This window comes from Pseudomonas sp. B21-059, assembly GCF_026016285.1.
Lineage (GTDB): Bacteria > Pseudomonadota > Gammaproteobacteria > Pseudomonadales > Pseudomonadaceae > Aquipseudomonas > Aquipseudomonas danubii.
On sequence record NZ_CP087201.1, the window covers coordinates 5,218,366 to 5,232,299 of the forward strand.

At 58.6% G+C, this 13,934-nt stretch carries 17 protein-coding genes; 1 reads left to right on the plus strand and 16 read right to left on the minus strand.

Going from position 1 to position 13,934, the window contains the following annotated elements; translation table 11 throughout:
- Positions 1-149: 149 nt before the first annotated feature.
- The 14 genes from ybgF to LOY69_RS23075 all read right to left on the minus strand — a co-directional run bounded on the left by ybgF (position 150) and on the right by LOY69_RS23075 (position 11,694).
- Entirely contained in the window at positions 150-971 is an 822-nt protein-coding gene (gene ybgF / locus LOY69_RS23010; RefSeq protein WP_265073633.1) for a tol-pal system protein YbgF, read from the minus strand.
- Positions 972-977: 6 nt separating this feature from the next.
- Positions 978-1,475, minus strand: a complete 498-nt coding sequence (pal, locus tag LOY69_RS23015) for a peptidoglycan-associated lipoprotein Pal (RefSeq protein ID WP_003227510.1) — start codon at positions 1,473-1,475, stop codon at positions 978-980.
- A gap of 53 nt (positions 1,476-1,528) precedes the next feature.
- Positions 1,529-2,809, minus strand: coding sequence for a Tol-Pal system beta propeller repeat protein TolB (gene tolB / locus LOY69_RS23020; protein ID WP_170001676.1), 1,281 nt, complete (start codon positions 2,807-2,809; stop codon positions 1,529-1,531).
- A gap of 17 nt (positions 2,810-2,826) precedes the next feature.
- Entirely contained in the window at positions 2,827-3,888 is a 1,062-nt protein-coding gene (gene tolA, locus LOY69_RS23025; RefSeq protein ID WP_265073634.1) for a cell envelope integrity protein TolA, read from the minus strand.
- Positions 3,888-4,340 carry a protein TolR gene (gene tolR / locus LOY69_RS23030; RefSeq protein WP_011063015.1) on the minus strand — a complete coding sequence of 151 codons (453 nt, stop codon included), beginning with the start codon at positions 4,338-4,340 and terminating at the stop codon, positions 3,888-3,890. Before tolR ends, tolA begins: the two co-directional genes overlap by 1 nt.
- Before the next feature lie 13 nt (positions 4,341-4,353).
- Positions 4,354-5,049, minus strand: coding sequence for a protein TolQ (gene tolQ, locus LOY69_RS23035; protein ID WP_011063016.1), 696 nt, complete (start codon positions 5,047-5,049; stop codon positions 4,354-4,356).
- Positions 5,039-5,506, minus strand: a complete 468-nt coding sequence (gene ybgC / locus LOY69_RS23040) for a tol-pal system-associated acyl-CoA thioesterase (RefSeq protein WP_102860558.1) — start codon at positions 5,504-5,506, stop codon at positions 5,039-5,041. The genes tolQ and ybgC overlap by 11 nt, the downstream gene beginning before the upstream one ends.
- A 138-nt stretch (positions 5,507-5,644) precedes the next feature.
- Positions 5,645-6,703 (minus strand): Holliday junction branch migration DNA helicase RuvB, encoded by a 1,059-nt coding sequence (ruvB, locus tag LOY69_RS23045; protein ID WP_011063018.1) that lies wholly within the window; start codon positions 6,701-6,703, stop codon positions 5,645-5,647.
- Entirely contained in the window at positions 6,704-7,312 is a 609-nt protein-coding gene (gene ruvA, locus LOY69_RS23050) for a Holliday junction branch migration protein RuvA (RefSeq protein ID WP_110594877.1), read from the minus strand. It lies immediately after the preceding gene.
- A 114-nt stretch (positions 7,313-7,426) separates the two neighbouring features.
- Positions 7,427-7,951: a crossover junction endodeoxyribonuclease RuvC gene (ruvC, locus tag LOY69_RS23055; RefSeq protein ID WP_016963215.1), complete on the minus strand. Its 525-nt coding sequence runs from the start codon at positions 7,949-7,951 to the stop codon at positions 7,427-7,429.
- 129 nt (positions 7,952-8,080) lie between these two features.
- Positions 8,081-8,827 carry a YebC/PmpR family DNA-binding transcriptional regulator gene (locus LOY69_RS23060; protein ID WP_102860556.1) on the minus strand — a complete coding sequence of 249 codons (747 nt, stop codon included), beginning with the start codon at positions 8,825-8,827 and terminating at the stop codon, positions 8,081-8,083.
- 112 nt (positions 8,828-8,939) lie between these two features.
- A complete protein-coding gene (gene aspS, locus LOY69_RS23065) occupies positions 8,940-10,715 on the minus strand; it encodes an aspartate--tRNA ligase (protein ID WP_011063022.1) in 1,776 nt (591 codons plus the stop codon).
- Between the two features lie 95 nt (positions 10,716-10,810).
- Entirely contained in the window at positions 10,811-11,032 is a 222-nt protein-coding gene (locus tag LOY69_RS23070; RefSeq protein ID WP_010457489.1) for an FmdB family zinc ribbon protein, read from the minus strand.
- A gap of 188 nt (positions 11,033-11,220) precedes the next feature.
- A complete protein-coding gene (locus LOY69_RS23075) occupies positions 11,221-11,694 on the minus strand; it encodes a Dps family protein (RefSeq protein ID WP_011063023.1) in 474 nt (157 codons plus the stop codon).
- A 464-nt stretch (positions 11,695-12,158) separates the two neighbouring features.
- Between LOY69_RS23075 and LOY69_RS30405 the strand changes: the two genes are divergently transcribed.
- On the plus strand, positions 12,159-12,764 hold the full coding sequence (locus LOY69_RS30405; RefSeq protein WP_102860555.1) for a cold-shock protein: 606 nt from the start codon (positions 12,159-12,161) through the stop codon (positions 12,762-12,764).
- A 66-nt stretch (positions 12,765-12,830) separates the two neighbouring features.
- Here the strand turns inward: LOY69_RS30405 and LOY69_RS23085 are convergent, their stop codons facing one another.
- Together LOY69_RS23085 and LOY69_RS23090 are read right to left on the minus strand one after the other, a co-directional pair.
- Complete coding sequence (locus LOY69_RS23085) at positions 12,831-13,037, minus strand: SlyX family protein (protein ID WP_102860554.1); 207 nt, start codon at positions 13,035-13,037, stop codon at positions 12,831-12,833.
- Positions 13,038-13,040: 3 nt separating this feature from the next.
- The gene (locus LOY69_RS23090) at positions 13,041-13,466 is read right to left on the minus strand and encodes an HIT domain-containing protein (RefSeq protein WP_102880691.1); all 426 of its coding nucleotides are present in this window, start codon (positions 13,464-13,466) and stop codon (positions 13,041-13,043) included.
- Between the last annotated feature and the right edge of the window lie 468 nt (positions 13,467-13,934).

The window sequence follows — 13,934 nt, forward strand, 5'->3', positions numbered from 1 at the left end:
AGCTAAACAGGCTGTCCGCCTCCGTCAGGCACTTCAAGGAACCCCGCCATCGCGCAGATCCCAGGAAGCGTGTTTCAGAAAAAAGGGCATGGATTCTAACGAAAAAACCCGCGGCAAGCGCGGGTTTCTTGTAACGGCTGCCAACGCATTTACATGCGTTGCAGATCCCGTTGTGCCAACTGAGCGGCGGAAGTGCCCGGATACTGGGCTACCACCTGCTGCAGAATGCCTTTGACCCGGTCGATATGACCCAGGCGGCGCTCTACATCAGCCAGCTTGTACAGCGAGTCCGGCACCTTGGCGTGCTTGGGATACAGCTGGGAAACCTTGGCGAACGCCTGACCTGCACCTTGCAGATCGCCCTTGGCCAGGTTCACTTCACCCAGCCAGTACTGGGCGTTGCCGGCGTACTGACTGTTGGGGTACTTGCGCAGGAATGCCGAGAAAGCTTGGCTCGCCTTGTCGAAATCCTTGGCTTTGATCAGGTCGAAGGCAGCATCGTAATAGAGCTTTTCCTTGGCCGGATCACCGGGTTCGCTGCTGGCAGCTGGTGCCTGGGCAGCAGCGCCGGCGGCACCGGCGGCATTGCTATCGCCACCGGTAGAAGAATTCTCAGGAGTCGCGGCAGGTGCAACACCGCTTCCTATGCGCCGATCAAGATCCTGGTATCGCTCCAGGCTTTCTTGCTTCATGCGCGCTACATCATTTTGCAGAACTTCGATCACGCCTTGTTGGCGTGCAATCTGCTCCTGCATTTGCTGCAGTTGCTGGAACAGCTCGCCCTGTGCCGAGACAGGGGTCGAAACCCCTCCCCCGGCATAGGCGCCGTTCGTGCCATAACCCGCTGGCGGATAACTGCTCCCGCTATTGTTATAGCCGGAGTTGTTATCGACCACAGGAACCGCAGACCACGCCACAAGCGGCGTGAGACTGAGAGCCAAAATAGTTACAGCACGACGGCACGTTCGCATGACGAATTACTTACGCAGTTCGACGCGACGGTTTTGAGCCCAGGACTGCTCGTCGTGGCCAGTAGCAACTGGACGCTCTTTACCGTAGGAAACCAGCTCCAGCTGTGCAGGGGAAACGCCCTGCAGAACCAGGTAGCGCTGAACGGCTTTCGCACGACGCTCGCCCAGAGCCATGTTGTACTCACGAGTACCACGTTCGTCGGTGTTGCCTTCCAGAACAACGCGAGCGCCGTTTGCTTTCAGGTCTTTGGCGTGAACGTCCAGAGCGCGCATGGCTTCTGGCTTCAGGTCCGAGCTGTCGTATTCGAAGTAGAAGGTGGTGATTGCGCGCAGAGCAGCTTCTTCGCTCAGGGAGCCATCAACAGCACCAGTGTTAGCGCCGTAACCAGCGTTTGGATCAACAGCGCCTTCGCCGGCGTTGTCGCCACCTTTGGAGGAGCAACCTACAGCCACAGCCATGGCCAGAGCCAGCGCAGCAAACTTACCAAACTTCAACATTTCCATCGTGAAACTCCTAATGAACCCCAGTGTGTTAAGTGAAACATTGTAGCGCCGCGTCAGTTCAGGTAAGGGGACCAGGACGGTTCTCTGACTTCGCCTTGAGCGGTAGGAAGCGGGAGCCTCACACGTCCATTAATGGACACGAGCATCAAGACTCCCCGGCCCTGCTGGCGGGTGGCGTAGATTACCATGGTGCCGTTGGGCGCAACAGTAGCTGACTCATCAAGGTTGGTGTCTGTAAGGATTTTTACGCTACCGCGCTGCAAATCCTGAGCCGCCACCCGGAAGTTGGTGAAACCATCCTGGCGGTGAATCATTACCAGGGTCTTTTCGTCAGCAGAAAGTTTCGGGTTGGCGTTGTAGTTACCAATAAAGGTCACACGCTCGGCGCCACCACCGTTGATATTGCTTTTATAGACCTGCGGCTTGCCGCCACGGTCGGATGTGAAATAGATGGTGGAACCATCCTTGCCCCAGAACGGCTCGGTATTGATGCCCGGGCCACTGGTGACACGGCTGATTTGCCGGGATGCCATGTTCATCACATAGATATCCGGGTTGCCATCCTTGGACAGCACGAATGCCAGGCGGCTGCCATCAGGCGACCAGGCAGGTGCACCGTTCAAGCCTTCGAAGTTGGTGATCTGCTCACGGCGCCCGGTATCGATGTGCTGGACGAAGATGCGCGGACGCTTCTGCTCGAACGACACGTACGCAATGCGCTTGCCATCCGGTGCAAAACGCGGCGACAGAATCGGCTCGCGGGACTGCAACAGAGTCACGGCCCGCGCACCGTCGTAGTCCGAACGCTGCAGGGTGTAACGGGTGTTGTTCACCGAAAAGCGCTCAGCCGTCACATACAGCAGGCGCGTCGAGAACGCGCCCTTGATGCCGGTGAGCTTTTCAAAGGACTGGTCGGAAATGTAGTGCGACATGTCACGCAACTGATCGACGCTGCCCGACACGCTACCGGTCAGCACTTGCTGCTCGGTGGCGACGTTGAACAGTGCGTATTGCACCTGCAGGCGACCGCCCGCTGGAACAATGCTGCCGACCATCACGTACTGCGCGCCCAGGGCTTTCCAGTCACGGAAGATGACTTCGCTGGCCTGGGTCGGCAGGCTGATCATGTTCTGCTTGGGGATAGGTGCGTAGTAACCCGAGTTGCGCAGGTCGTCACCGATGATCTGCGCCATGTCGTCCGGCAGCACGCTACCGCCCTGCCAGCCAAACGGCACTACCGCGATCGGAGTGGCCCGATCACTGCCGCTGGTGACCAGAATGTTTTTTTCATCCGCTGCCGCTATCCCTGCCATACAGCAAATAACGACAAGCATTCCTCGAAGAAGGTTTCTCACAAGGCTAGATCCTCAGGTGTGAATGTCATCTTGAATGAACGATAGGGAGCGAAGTCCTTCGGACTCAAACCCTGCATTTCTGTCAAACGCCCAATGTTCTTGACTGCCGCCACCGCCGAGGCGTCGAACGGACCATCACCACTGGACTTGATCACGCTAACCGTAGTCACCGTGCCATCAGGCAACATGCCGATCCGCAGCTCCACCGTCATGCCCTTGCGCGCCGAAGGAGGACGAGCCCAGCCTTCCGCTGCACGGATACGAATCAGGTCATCGAAACTGCCCGCGACACTGTCCCCCACCTCATCCGACTTCGTGGCTTCACGCTCCGGCGTATCGGATAGCAAGTCTGCCAGGGCCTGAGCCTTTTTCTCTTCGGCAGATTTGCGCGCTGCTTCCTGGGCCTTTTTCTTCGCGGCGTCGGCAGCAGCTTTTTTCTTCGCATCCTCAGCGATCTTTTTCTTCGCCTCGTCAGCTTCAGCTTTCTTCTTCGCGTCTTCCGCGGCTTTCTTCTTCGCGTCTTCGACGATTTTCTTCTTCGCTTCTTCAGCGACCTTTTTCTTGGCCTCTTCTTCAGCGGCTTTCTTGGCTTCTTCTTCGGCTTTCTTCTTGGCTACATCAGCCAATTGCTTCTCTTCAGCCTTCTTGGCTTCCGCAGCTTTCTTGGCTTCATCAGCCTTCTTCGCCTCGTCAGCTTTCTTGGCTTCATCGGCCTTTTTCGCTTCCGCGGCCTTTTGAGCAGCCTCTTCTTTCTTTTGTTCCGCAGCCTTGATCTCTTCCTGCTCGACCTTCTTCTGCTCCAACTGCTCGGCTTCGGTCTGACGCGCGGCGGATTTCTTCGCCTCACCCGCAATTTTTTGATTGGTCTGGGTGGTCGCCGGGCTCTTGGATTTCAGCTGATACAGGGTCGCCTGGACGATCGGCTTAGCCGGGGGCAATTCCGGGGTCATGGCGAAGCTGACGAACAGCATGCCAAACACCAGCACGTGCAGGGCGATTGCCCAAACACTAGGCCAGAAGTAGCTTTCCGAGGCGGACGGCTCTCGCTGTTGGTGCATCAGGGCGCCTCGGTAATCAAGCCAACGTTACCGACTCCGGCTTTCTGCAGGCCGCCCATGGCACCCATCACGGCGCCGTAGTCGACGGATTTATCACCGCGAATGAACACCTGGGTGTGTTTGCCGCCTTCGTTGCCGGCACGGATGATCTTGGTCACCGCGTCGGTCATCTGCGGCAAGGTCATCGCCTTGTCCTGTTGCTTTTCGGTGTCGACTTCACTGCCAAGGTTCCAGTAGTAGGTCTTGTCAGCCTTGATCGAAATGGTCAGTACCTGGGTGTTGTTGTCCTGGGGCAAGGCTTCACTGGAAACCTTGGGCAGATCAACTTTCACGCCCTGGTTGAGCATCGGCGCGGTCACCATGAAGATAACCAGCAGTACCAACATCACGTCGATGTAGGGCACCACGTTCATCTCGGCAACCGGCTTGCGTTTGTGGCGAACTCGGGCCATTGGGTTTACCTGCTCACTCTTCGCTGGTGTGCACTTTACGGTGCAGGATCGCCTGGAACTCGTCGGCGAAGGTGTAGTAGCGGCTGATCAGCGTCTCGCCACGAGCGGCGAAACGGTTGTAGGCGATCACCGCCGGGATGGCCGCGAACAGGCCGATGGCCGTAGCGATCAGGGCTTCGGCGATACCCGGGGCCACAGTGGCCAGGGTCGCTTGCTGTGCCTGAGCCAGGCCGCGGAAGGAGTTCATGATCCCCCAGACAGTACCGAACAGACCGATGTACGGGCTGACCGAACCGACGGTGGCGAGGAACGGCAGGCTCTGTTCGAGCTTTTCTTCTTCGCGGGAAATCGCTACACGCATGGCGCGAGCAACGCCTTCCATGACCGCTTCAGGATCTACGCCCGGTTGCTGGCGCAGACGGGAGAACTCCTTGAAACCGGCACGGAAGATCTGCTCTACGCCCGAATCCGGGTCAGGGTTGCTGCCCGCCTGACGGTACAGCTTGGACAGGTCGATACCGGACCAGAAGCGCTCTTCGAAGCTCTCCAGGGCACGTCGACCGGCGCGCAGCAGGTTGCTGCGCTGAAAGATCATGATCCATGAAGTCACCGATGCGGCAACCAGGGTCAGCATTACCAACTGCACTACAACGCTGGCATTGCTGACCAGGCTCCACATGGAGGAATGGTCGACGACGTTAGCTTCCACGCTTTATCTCCTGCTCTGAGTGTGTACCCGCGCTGCTCTCGTCGGCAAAGGCCGTACGCAGAGCGTCTGGAATGGCGCGGGGTTTGAAAGTGTCGGCGCGCACACAGGCCACCAAAAACTGCCCTTCACAGAGCAGCGCATTATCCGTGGATCGCCTGACCTGCTGAGTGAAGCGCAGGCTGACCCGGTTCAATTCGGTGACTTGGGCACTGACCAGAAGCTCGTCGTCCAGTCGCGCCGGCGCGTGATAACGCGCTTCGCTGGAATGCACGACGAATAACAGGTTCTCCCCTGCCAGCTGCGATTGGGCAAAGCCCAAGTGTCGTAGCCGCTCGGTTCGAGCCCGCTCCATAAACTTAAGGTAATTAACGTAATACACGATGCCGCCAGCATCGGTGTCCTCGTAATAAACGCGACAACGATGTGCGAACGGCTCAAGCCCGTTTTGCGCGCGCATACTCTAGTGCTTACTCCTCAGGTTGCCAATCCGGCCAGGCAACTGTTTTTTCATTCTTGAACGACTTTTCGTGAAGTTTTAACGACGCCAGTCCCTAGGACAGCACAAACCCCGAATAAATCGACAAGGCGCGGGTTACTAATCGTCCACGGCATCGAGGAATTCGTCTACCACGGGCATGTCCCCCATTCGTGACGGAATGTTTAGACCGAAGTGCAGGTACGCATGCCGGGTCACCACACGACCACGAGGGGTACGCATGATGTAGCCCTGCTGGATCAGGTACGGTTCCAGCACATCCTCGATGGTATGACGCTCTTCGCTGATGGCCGCAGCCAGGCTGTCGACCCCTACCGGGCCACCGTCGAACTTCTCGATCATGGTCAGCAGTAGACGCCGGTCCTGGTGGTCGAAGCCACGCTCATCAACGTCCAGCAGGTTCAGTGCCAGATCAGCGATCGGCTTGGTGATATGGCCCTTGGCTCGCACTTCGGCAAAATCCCGCACCCGGCGCAATAGCCGATTGGCGATCCGCGGAGTACCCCGGGCACGCCGAGCCACCTCGAAGGCGCCCTCCGGGTCCAACGGCAAGCCGAGAATGCCGGCGGAACGACTGACAATAGTCGCCAGATCCGCCGTGCTGTAGAACTCCAGGCGCTGGACGATACCGAAACGATCGCGCAACGGGTTGGTCAGCATCCCCGCACGTGTGGTCGCCCCCACCAGAGTGAACGGCGGCAGGTCCAGTTTGATCGAGCGCGCCGCAGGGCCTTCGCCGATCATGATGTCGAGCTGGAAGTCCTCCATGGCCGGGTACAGCACTTCCTCAACGATCGGCGACAGCCGATGAATCTCGTCGATAAACAGTACGTCATGGGGTTCAAGATTGGTCAGCAGCGCCGCCAGATCACCGGGGCGCTCCAGCACCGGGCCGGAAGTGCTCTTGATCGATACCCCCATTTCCTCGGCGATGATGTTGGCCAGGGTGGTCTTGCCCAGTCCCGGAGGGCCGAAGATCAAGGTGTGATCCAAAGACTCGTTGCGCCCGCGGGCCGCCTGGATGAACAGCTCCATCTGCTCGCGCACGCTAGGCTGGCCAATATAGTCGGCCAGACTGACTGGACGAATCGCCCGGTCCTGGATTTCCTCGCGCTCACGGGGGCCCGTGGCGGCGATCAGACGGTCAGCTTCAATCACTTAAATCATTCCCTTCAGGGCTCGGCGGATCATGTCTTCACTGCTCAAGCCTTTGTCTTTGATCGCGGAGACCGCCTTGCTGGCTTCCTGCGGCTTGTAGCCCAGGGAGATCAGCGCACTGACCGCATCCGACTCGGCGCTGGCCACCGGCACCGGCGCATCCGGCTGGTTCGGCACCAGGGCAAACATGCTCGGTACGGTTTCCCAGGCTTTGAAGCGGTCCTTGAGCTCCACCAGCAAGCGCTCGGCGGTTTTCTTGCCGACCCCGGGCACCTTGGTCAAGGCCGAGGTGTCCTGGGCCTGCACGCAACGCACCAGCTCATCCACCTCAAGGCTGGACATCAAGGCCAGGGCCAGTTTCGGGCCCACACCGTTGAGACGGATCAACTCGCGGAAAAAGTCTCGCTCGCGCTTGCTGGCGAAGCCGTAGAGTAACTGCGCATCCTCGCGGACGACCAAATGGGTGTGCAAGGTCAGGGGTTCGCCGACCGACGGCAGGCGATACAAGGTGGTCATCGGCACTTCGACTTCATACCCCAGCCCATTTACATCAAGAATCAGGTGCGGCGGCTGTTTCTCAGCCAGAGTGCCGCGCAAGCGTCCAATCACGTTTCAGATCCTTAGGCGATGGCCAGCCCGCAGCTGGCGACTCACAGAGCAGGCGTGCGGGCCGGGGACTCGGCCGCGCAACGCTCCACTCCTAAAATGACTGCGCTGATGCTATCAGAGACGCAAGCGACCGCCACGACTGCGTGCCGTTCCCAGCCCATGAGGCAGCAGACTGGAACGGGTGTGGGCGTGACAGATGGCGATGGCCAGGGCGTCCGAGGCATCGATCTGCGGCTTGGTGGTCAATTTGAGCAGGTGCATGACCATCATTTGCACCTGTTCCTTATTGGCGCCACCGGTACCGGCCACAGCCTGCTTGACCTGGGTGGCGGTGTACTCGGCAATCTCCAGTCCTTCTTCGGCGCCGGCGACAATCGCTGCGCCACGTGCCTGACCGAGCTTCAGCGCCGAGTCGGCATTGCGCGCCATGAACACCTTCTCGATCCCCATGGTCACCGGACCGTAGGTCTGGATGACCTCACGAACACCGCGATAGACGATCTGCAGCCGCTCCGGCAATTCGCCGGCGCCGGTACGGATGCAACCGGAGGCCACGTACACACAGCCGCGCCCCGTGTCTCGAACCACGCCATAGCCGGTAATGCGCGAACCGGGGTCGATGCCAAGAATAAGAGTCATAACGCCTGCTGCTTGAGTAAAGAGGCTTGCCGGCCACGACCGGAACAGCGAAAAGGCAGAAGCCGGAGGCACCCCGCCGCGTAACACTCACGGCTTCGCACATCCGGCCTCAAGGTTAGTGCAGTTGAATCAGCCGAGCTGCTCGGCGACCGACTCAGGAATATCGGCGTTGGAATAGACGTTCTGCACGTCATCCAGGTCTTCCAGCATATCGATCAGCTTGAGAACCTTTTCCGCGCCTTCCAGATCCAGTTCGGCACTGGTGGTGGGCAGCATGACGATTTCTGCGTCCGCAGCAGTGAAACCTGCCGCTTCCAGGGCATTGCGCACGCCATAGAAACCGGCGAACGAGGTGAACACGTCGATGGAACCGTCTTCATTGGTGACCACGTCGTCGGCATCGGCTTCCATCGCCGCTTCCATCAGCGCGTCTTCATCGACACCTTCGGCGAAGGTGATCTGCCCCTTGCGCTCGAACAGATAGGCCACCGAACCGTCGGTGCCCAGATTGCCACCGCACTTGCTGAAGGCATGACGAACAGCAGCCGCTGTACGGTTGCGGTTGTCGGTCATGCATTCGACCATCACCGCCACGCCGTTGGGGCCGTAACCTTCATAAGTCAGCTCGACCACGTCGTCGCTGCCGGCAGCGCCGGTGCCACGGGCGATGGCACGATCGATGATGTCGCGACTCATGTTGGCGCCCAGGGCCTTGTCCAGGGCCAGGCGCAGGCGTGGATTGGAGTTCGGGTCGCCACCGCCCTGGCGGGCGGCAACAGTCAGCTCACGAATCCACTTGGTGAAGATCTTGCCTCTCTTGGCATCCTGACGCTCTTTGCGGTGCTTGATGTTCGCCCACTTGGAATGACCTGCCATAACTTGCTCCAAATTCTCTTTGAAACATTGCCCGCGCCACTTGGCGGGTACGGACAACAAAAACTCGACCCATAGAAAAAGCGCACCCGAAGGTGCGCCTTATCGGGCCGGCTTATTCAGCCTTAGGCTGTTCACGCAGACGGATGTGCAGCTCGCGCAGAGCCTTGGCATCCACCAGACCCGGTGCCTGAGTCATGACACAGGCCGCGCTCTGGGTTTTCGGGAAGGCGATCACTTCACGGATCGACTGGGCGCCGGTCATCAGCATGACCAGACGGTCCAGACCGAAGGCCAGGCCACCGTGCGGCGGCGCGCCGTATTTGAGGGCGTCCAGCAGGAAGCCGAACTTCTCTTCCTGTTCGGCTTCGCTGATACCCAGCAGGCGGAACACCGCTTGCTGCATTTCCTTGCGGTGGATACGGATCGAACCGCCACCCAGCTCGGTGCCGTTCAGAACCATGTCGTAAGCGCGCGACAGAGCGGTAGCCGGGTTGGCTTCCAGCTCTTCAGGCGAGCATTTCGGTGCGGTGAACGGGTGGTGCAAGGCGGTGAAGCTACCGTCGTCGTTCTCTTCGAACATCGGGAAGTCGACTACCCACATCGGAGCCCATTCGCAGGTCAGCAGGTTCAGGTCGTGACCGAGCTTGATGCGCAGGGCGCCCAGGGCTTCGCTGACGATCTTGGCCTTGTCGGCACCAAAGAACACGATATCGCCGTCGACCGCACCCACGCGATCCAGGATCACGTTCAGGTTGGCTTCCGGAATGTTTTTCACGATCGGCGATTGCAGGCCTTCAACACCCTTGGCGCGCTCGTTGACCTTGATGTACGCCAGGCCCTTGGCACCGTAGATGCCGACAAACTTGGTGTAATCATCGATCTGCTTGCGCGGCATGCTCGCCCCGCCAGGAACGCGCAGGGCGGCGATACGGCATTTCGGATCGTTGGCCGGGCCGCTGAAGACCTTGAATTCCACTTCCTTGAGCTGATCGGCAACGTCCACCAGTTCCAGCGGGTTACGCAGGTCCGGCTTGTCGGAACCGTAGCGACGCATGGCTTCTTCAAAGGTCATGTGCGGGAATTCGCCGAACTCCAGACCCAGCACTTCCTTGAACAGGTTGCGGATCATGCCTTCGGTCAGGCCCATGATGTCTTTTTCGTCGAGGAAGCTGGTTTCGATGTCGATCTGAGTGAACTCAGGCTGACGGTCGGCACGCAGGTCTTCGTCGCGGAAGCACTTGGCGATCTGGTAGTAGCGGTCGAAGCCGGCCACCATCAGCAATTGCTTGAACAGCTGTGGCGATTGCGGCAGGGCGAAGAAGCTGCCGGCGTGGGTACGGCTCGGCACCAGATAGTCGCGAGCACCTTCAGGGGTGGCGCGAGTGAGGATCGGGGTTTCGACGTCGAGGAAACCGTTCTCGTCCAGGTAGCGACGGATGCTGGTGGTCATGCGCGAACGCAGACGCAGCTTCTCGGCCATTTCCGGACGGCGCAGGTCGATAAAGCGATAGCGCAGACGGGTTTCTTCACCCACGTCGGAGTATTCGTTGAGCGGGAACGGCGGGGTTTCCGCTTCGTTCAGCACTTCCAGCTCGTAGCCCAGGACTTCGATCATGCCCGAAGCCATGTTGGCGTTGCCGGCACCGGCCGGGCGCAGACGCACCTTGCCGGTGATCTTGACCACGTATTCACTGCGCACGCGGTCGGCGGCGGCGAAGGTTTCAGCGCGGTCCGGGTCGAACACCACCTGGGCCAGACCTTCACGATCACGGATATCGAGGAAAATCACCCCGCCGTGGTCACGGCGACGGTGGACCCATCCGCAAAGGGTTACTTCCTGACCTTCCAGGCTTTCGTTCAGTTGGCCGCAATAATGGCTGCGCATCATGGTAGTGGTTTCACTTCTCGTAATTCGAAATTCGATGGAGGCCTTGCGCACCTCAAGGTGCCGGATAGTGCAAGAACTCGCGCGTGTCGTTCAACTTAGTCAGCTTTGTCGCCACCGGCCAGATTCTTCTTGGAGCCGGTCTTGAAGTCGGTTTCATACCAGCCGGTACCGCTGAGGCGGAAACCAGGCATGGACAGCATCTTTTTCAGTTCAGGCGCCTGGCAGGCAGGGCAGTCGACCAGCGGCGCGGCGCTGATCTTTTGAATAGCTTCCAACTGATGACCACAGGAAGCGCATTGGTAGTCGTACATGGGCATGGGGGGCGTCTCGGCGATCCAGATTACTGCTTGAACTACAGCCAGAGCCCACGCCAAAGCTCGGGCTACTTAGCAAAGAGCGGGATTATATCCATTAAATCGGCCCTGTGCAGCCGTATGACCATATAGATAGCGGACGCTGTGAAAAGGCGCGAATGACGCCCAGGGCGCCATTCGCGATTACAGGCTTAACGATTTTCCAGCAGAGAACGCAGCATCCATGCGGTTTTTTCATGCACCTGCATACGTTGGGTCAACAGATCCGCCGTCGGTTCATCGCTGACCTTGTCCAGCAACGGAAAGATGCCGCGGGCGGTGCGGGTTACCGCTTCCTGACCGGCCACCAGCTGCTTGATCATTTCTTCAGCCGCCGGCACGCCCTCCTCCTCCTTGATCGAGGACAGTCGGGCATAAATGGAATAGGCGCCCGGAGCCGGGAAGCCCAAGGCACGGATACGTTCGGCAATCAGGTCGACGGCCAGGGCCAGTTCGTTGTATTGCTCTTCGAACATCAGGTGCAGAGTACGAAACTGTGGACCGGTGACGTTCCAATGGAAGTTATGGGTTTTCAGGTACAACACGTAGGTATCCGAAAGCAGACGGGAAAGGCCGTCGACGATGGATTTACGATCTTCTTCGCTGATACCGATATCAATTGCCATGTTTCTCTCCGTTAACGGGATGGATTCACCCAATCAGCTGCCGGACCACTCTAGCAAGAGTACTGCTCCCTCGCCGACCAGGATCGTCGATCAGCCTGCGGTGGATTGTCTCGCGGCCCAGCCAAGGCGTTTAAGCCTTGAGTTCGAGCCGATTTTGACAGCAGGGAAAAACCGACGTTCCTTGGAAAACCCTCTGCCATCTGTCTAGAACAGGCCTTTGCCCAATACTGCGAACCCACCGCCTGAGCCACGGCATTTGCGCCCCCCGCCAACGGGCCGCTGCTGATTTGAGAAGGCCTGGGCTTTGCTGTTAAATAGAGCCCGTGTCGCTGTTGCCTATTTCTTCGGCCAGCGCGCATAGGCTGACACCGCGTACGTAACCACCGCCTCACCTATTTGTTCAGAAGCGAACCGTGCGTGATCAGCTCTTCCTTGTGCTTCCTTCTTAACGTGAGTTAATCAAAATGTTGAAAATCGTCCACCTGCTGACAGGCATTGCAGCTCTGCTGCTGTCCTTGATTCCGAGCCTTAGATCCGACGCAATTCCCTACCTGCAACAACCCGATGCTATTTACCTGGCCCTTTTCGGCCTGCTCAACCTGATCCTCGCTCCAGTTATCCCTTACTGGAACAAAGGCTCGCGCCATCATCTGCAGAACCTGGTCAGTGCCCTGCTGGTGCTGGTTGTGGTCCTGCAAACCCTCACCCTGCTGGCACCCATGCCTGTCATTGGCGGCCAACCGGCAGTCCTGGCCAGTTTGTTGATCGCTGTGCTCGCCGTGGCCCTGCATCTGGCCATCAGCTTTTACAAGTCCTCACCGGCGGCCTCCACTGCGCCTACTTACGACATGAGCAATCGCGATACCGGTACCGTGAAGTGGTTCAACACCTCCAAGGGTTTCGGCTTTATCTCCCGGGACTCCGGCGACGATATCTTCGTGCACTTTCGCGCCATTCGCGGAGAAGGCCACCGTGTCCTGGTAGAAGGCCAGCGCGTAGAGTTTTCGGTGATGAACCGCGACAAGGGCCTGCAAGCCGAAGATGTCATTGCCGCACTGCCACGCCGCTGATCCACGCCCACAAAAAAACCGCGCCAAGGCGCGGTTTTTTTATGCATCAAAGACACCTGCTCTCCCTCAATAATGTGGCGGCGGCGCCTCCTCCTCGAAAGATTCGAACTGCCCGACCATTTCTTCCTGACGCTTGAGCAAGGCACTCATCTGCAACTGCAGGCGTTCCACAACCTTCTGTTGCGATACCAGTACATCGTTCAAGGCTTGAATGGTGTCATCCTGGAACGCCAGACGGCTCTCCAGATCGGTTACACGCTCTTCCAGGCTCATAGTTCAGTCCTCCAGAAACTGGAAATCATCGGCCAACACCACCCGCAACCGATCACGGATCGCCTCAACCTGCTGCGCACTATAAGGTTTGGCCGGATGCTTGCCCCAAACCGGCGCGGGCCAGGCGGCATCATCACGCTTACGCACGATCACATGCATATGCAACTGGCTGACCACATTACCCAGGGTCGCCACATTCATCTTGTCGGCGTCGAAGGAGTCCTTGAGCACTTCAGCCAAAGCCGTGGTTTCCCGCCACAGTTGCTGCTGGTCGGTGACATCCAGCTGAAACAACTCACTGATATCTTCCCGACGTGGCACCAGGATGAACCAGGGATAGTTTGCATCATTGGACAGCAACAACCGGCAGAGGGGGAAATCCCCAATGGGCAATGTGTCTTGTTGCAGCCGTGAATCTAAAGTGAACACCGCGCTTACTCCCGCTCAACTCATTCCAGCCTGGTTTTCAGTATCAACGGCACTGGCCAGGCGACAGACGCGCAGCATACCTGCGAATGCATCGGGCTTCATGACCAATGAGCCTGAGCCCGGATAGCGCCCTCGCACCACTTGGCAAGGAGCCACCTCAATGCAAGAGCCACGCCCCACAGCAGGACACTTTCCGGCGCTTCGCACCATTTGCGTACAAGGCACAGGAAACACCCGAAAAGTGACCGGCCAAGCCATTGATGTTCCTCACCCTACTTGCCCATGACTGTATGAACCGTGCACAGCGTTGCAAAAGTTTTGCACCAGAATCGTACAGACGGTCTACGCTGGAATCCTCAAGCATCCGCCGTCTACTCACTTTGCAGTGTGCGGCGGTAACGTTTTGGCACGCTGTGCAACTTATTGCACAGCCCTGCACCAGGAAGAGCATGGCGTCAAGCCAAACAA

What these genes read in the sequence shown, in the direction of transcription:
- tolA (WP_265073634.1), bottom strand. Translation starts at nt 3,888, where the DNA reads ATGCACCAACAGCGAGAGCCGTCCGCCTCGGAAAGCTACTTCTGGCCT.
- LOY69_RS23075 (WP_011063023.1), bottom strand. Translation starts at nt 11,694, where the DNA reads ATGGCAATTGATATCGGTATCAGCGAAGAAGATCGTAAATCCATCGTC.
- LOY69_RS23085 (WP_102860554.1), bottom strand. Translation starts at nt 13,037, where the DNA reads ATGAGCCTGGAAGAGCGTGTAACCGATCTGGAGAGCCGTCTGGCGTTC.
- tolR (WP_011063015.1), bottom strand. Translation starts at nt 4,340, where the DNA reads ATGGCCCGAGTTCGCCACAAACGCAAGCCGGTTGCCGAGATGAACGTG.
- LOY69_RS23070 (WP_010457489.1), bottom strand. Translation starts at nt 11,032, where the DNA reads ATGCCCATGTACGACTACCAATGCGCTTCCTGTGGTCATCAGTTGGAA.
- ybgF (WP_265073633.1), bottom strand. Translation starts at nt 971, where the DNA reads ATGCGAACGTGCCGTCGTGCTGTAACTATTTTGGCTCTCAGTCTCACG.
- ybgC (WP_102860558.1), bottom strand. Translation starts at nt 5,506, where the DNA reads ATGCGCGCGCAAAACGGGCTTGAGCCGTTCGCACATCGTTGTCGCGTT.
- LOY69_RS30405 (WP_102860555.1), top strand. Translation starts at nt 12,159, where the DNA reads ATGTTGAAAATCGTCCACCTGCTGACAGGCATTGCAGCTCTGCTGCTG.
- LOY69_RS23060 (WP_102860556.1), bottom strand. Translation starts at nt 8,827, where the DNA reads ATGGCAGGTCATTCCAAGTGGGCGAACATCAAGCACCGCAAAGAGCGT.
- pal (WP_003227510.1), bottom strand. Translation starts at nt 1,475, where the DNA reads ATGGAAATGTTGAAGTTTGGTAAGTTTGCTGCGCTGGCTCTGGCCATG.
- ruvC (WP_016963215.1), bottom strand. Translation starts at nt 7,951, where the DNA reads ATGACTCTTATTCTTGGCATCGACCCCGGTTCGCGCATTACCGGCTAT.
- tolB (WP_170001676.1), bottom strand. Translation starts at nt 2,809, where the DNA reads ATGCTTGTCGTTATTTGCTGTATGGCAGGGATAGCGGCAGCGGATGAA.
- aspS (WP_011063022.1), bottom strand. Translation starts at nt 10,715, where the DNA reads ATGATGCGCAGCCATTATTGCGGCCAACTGAACGAAAGCCTGGAAGGT.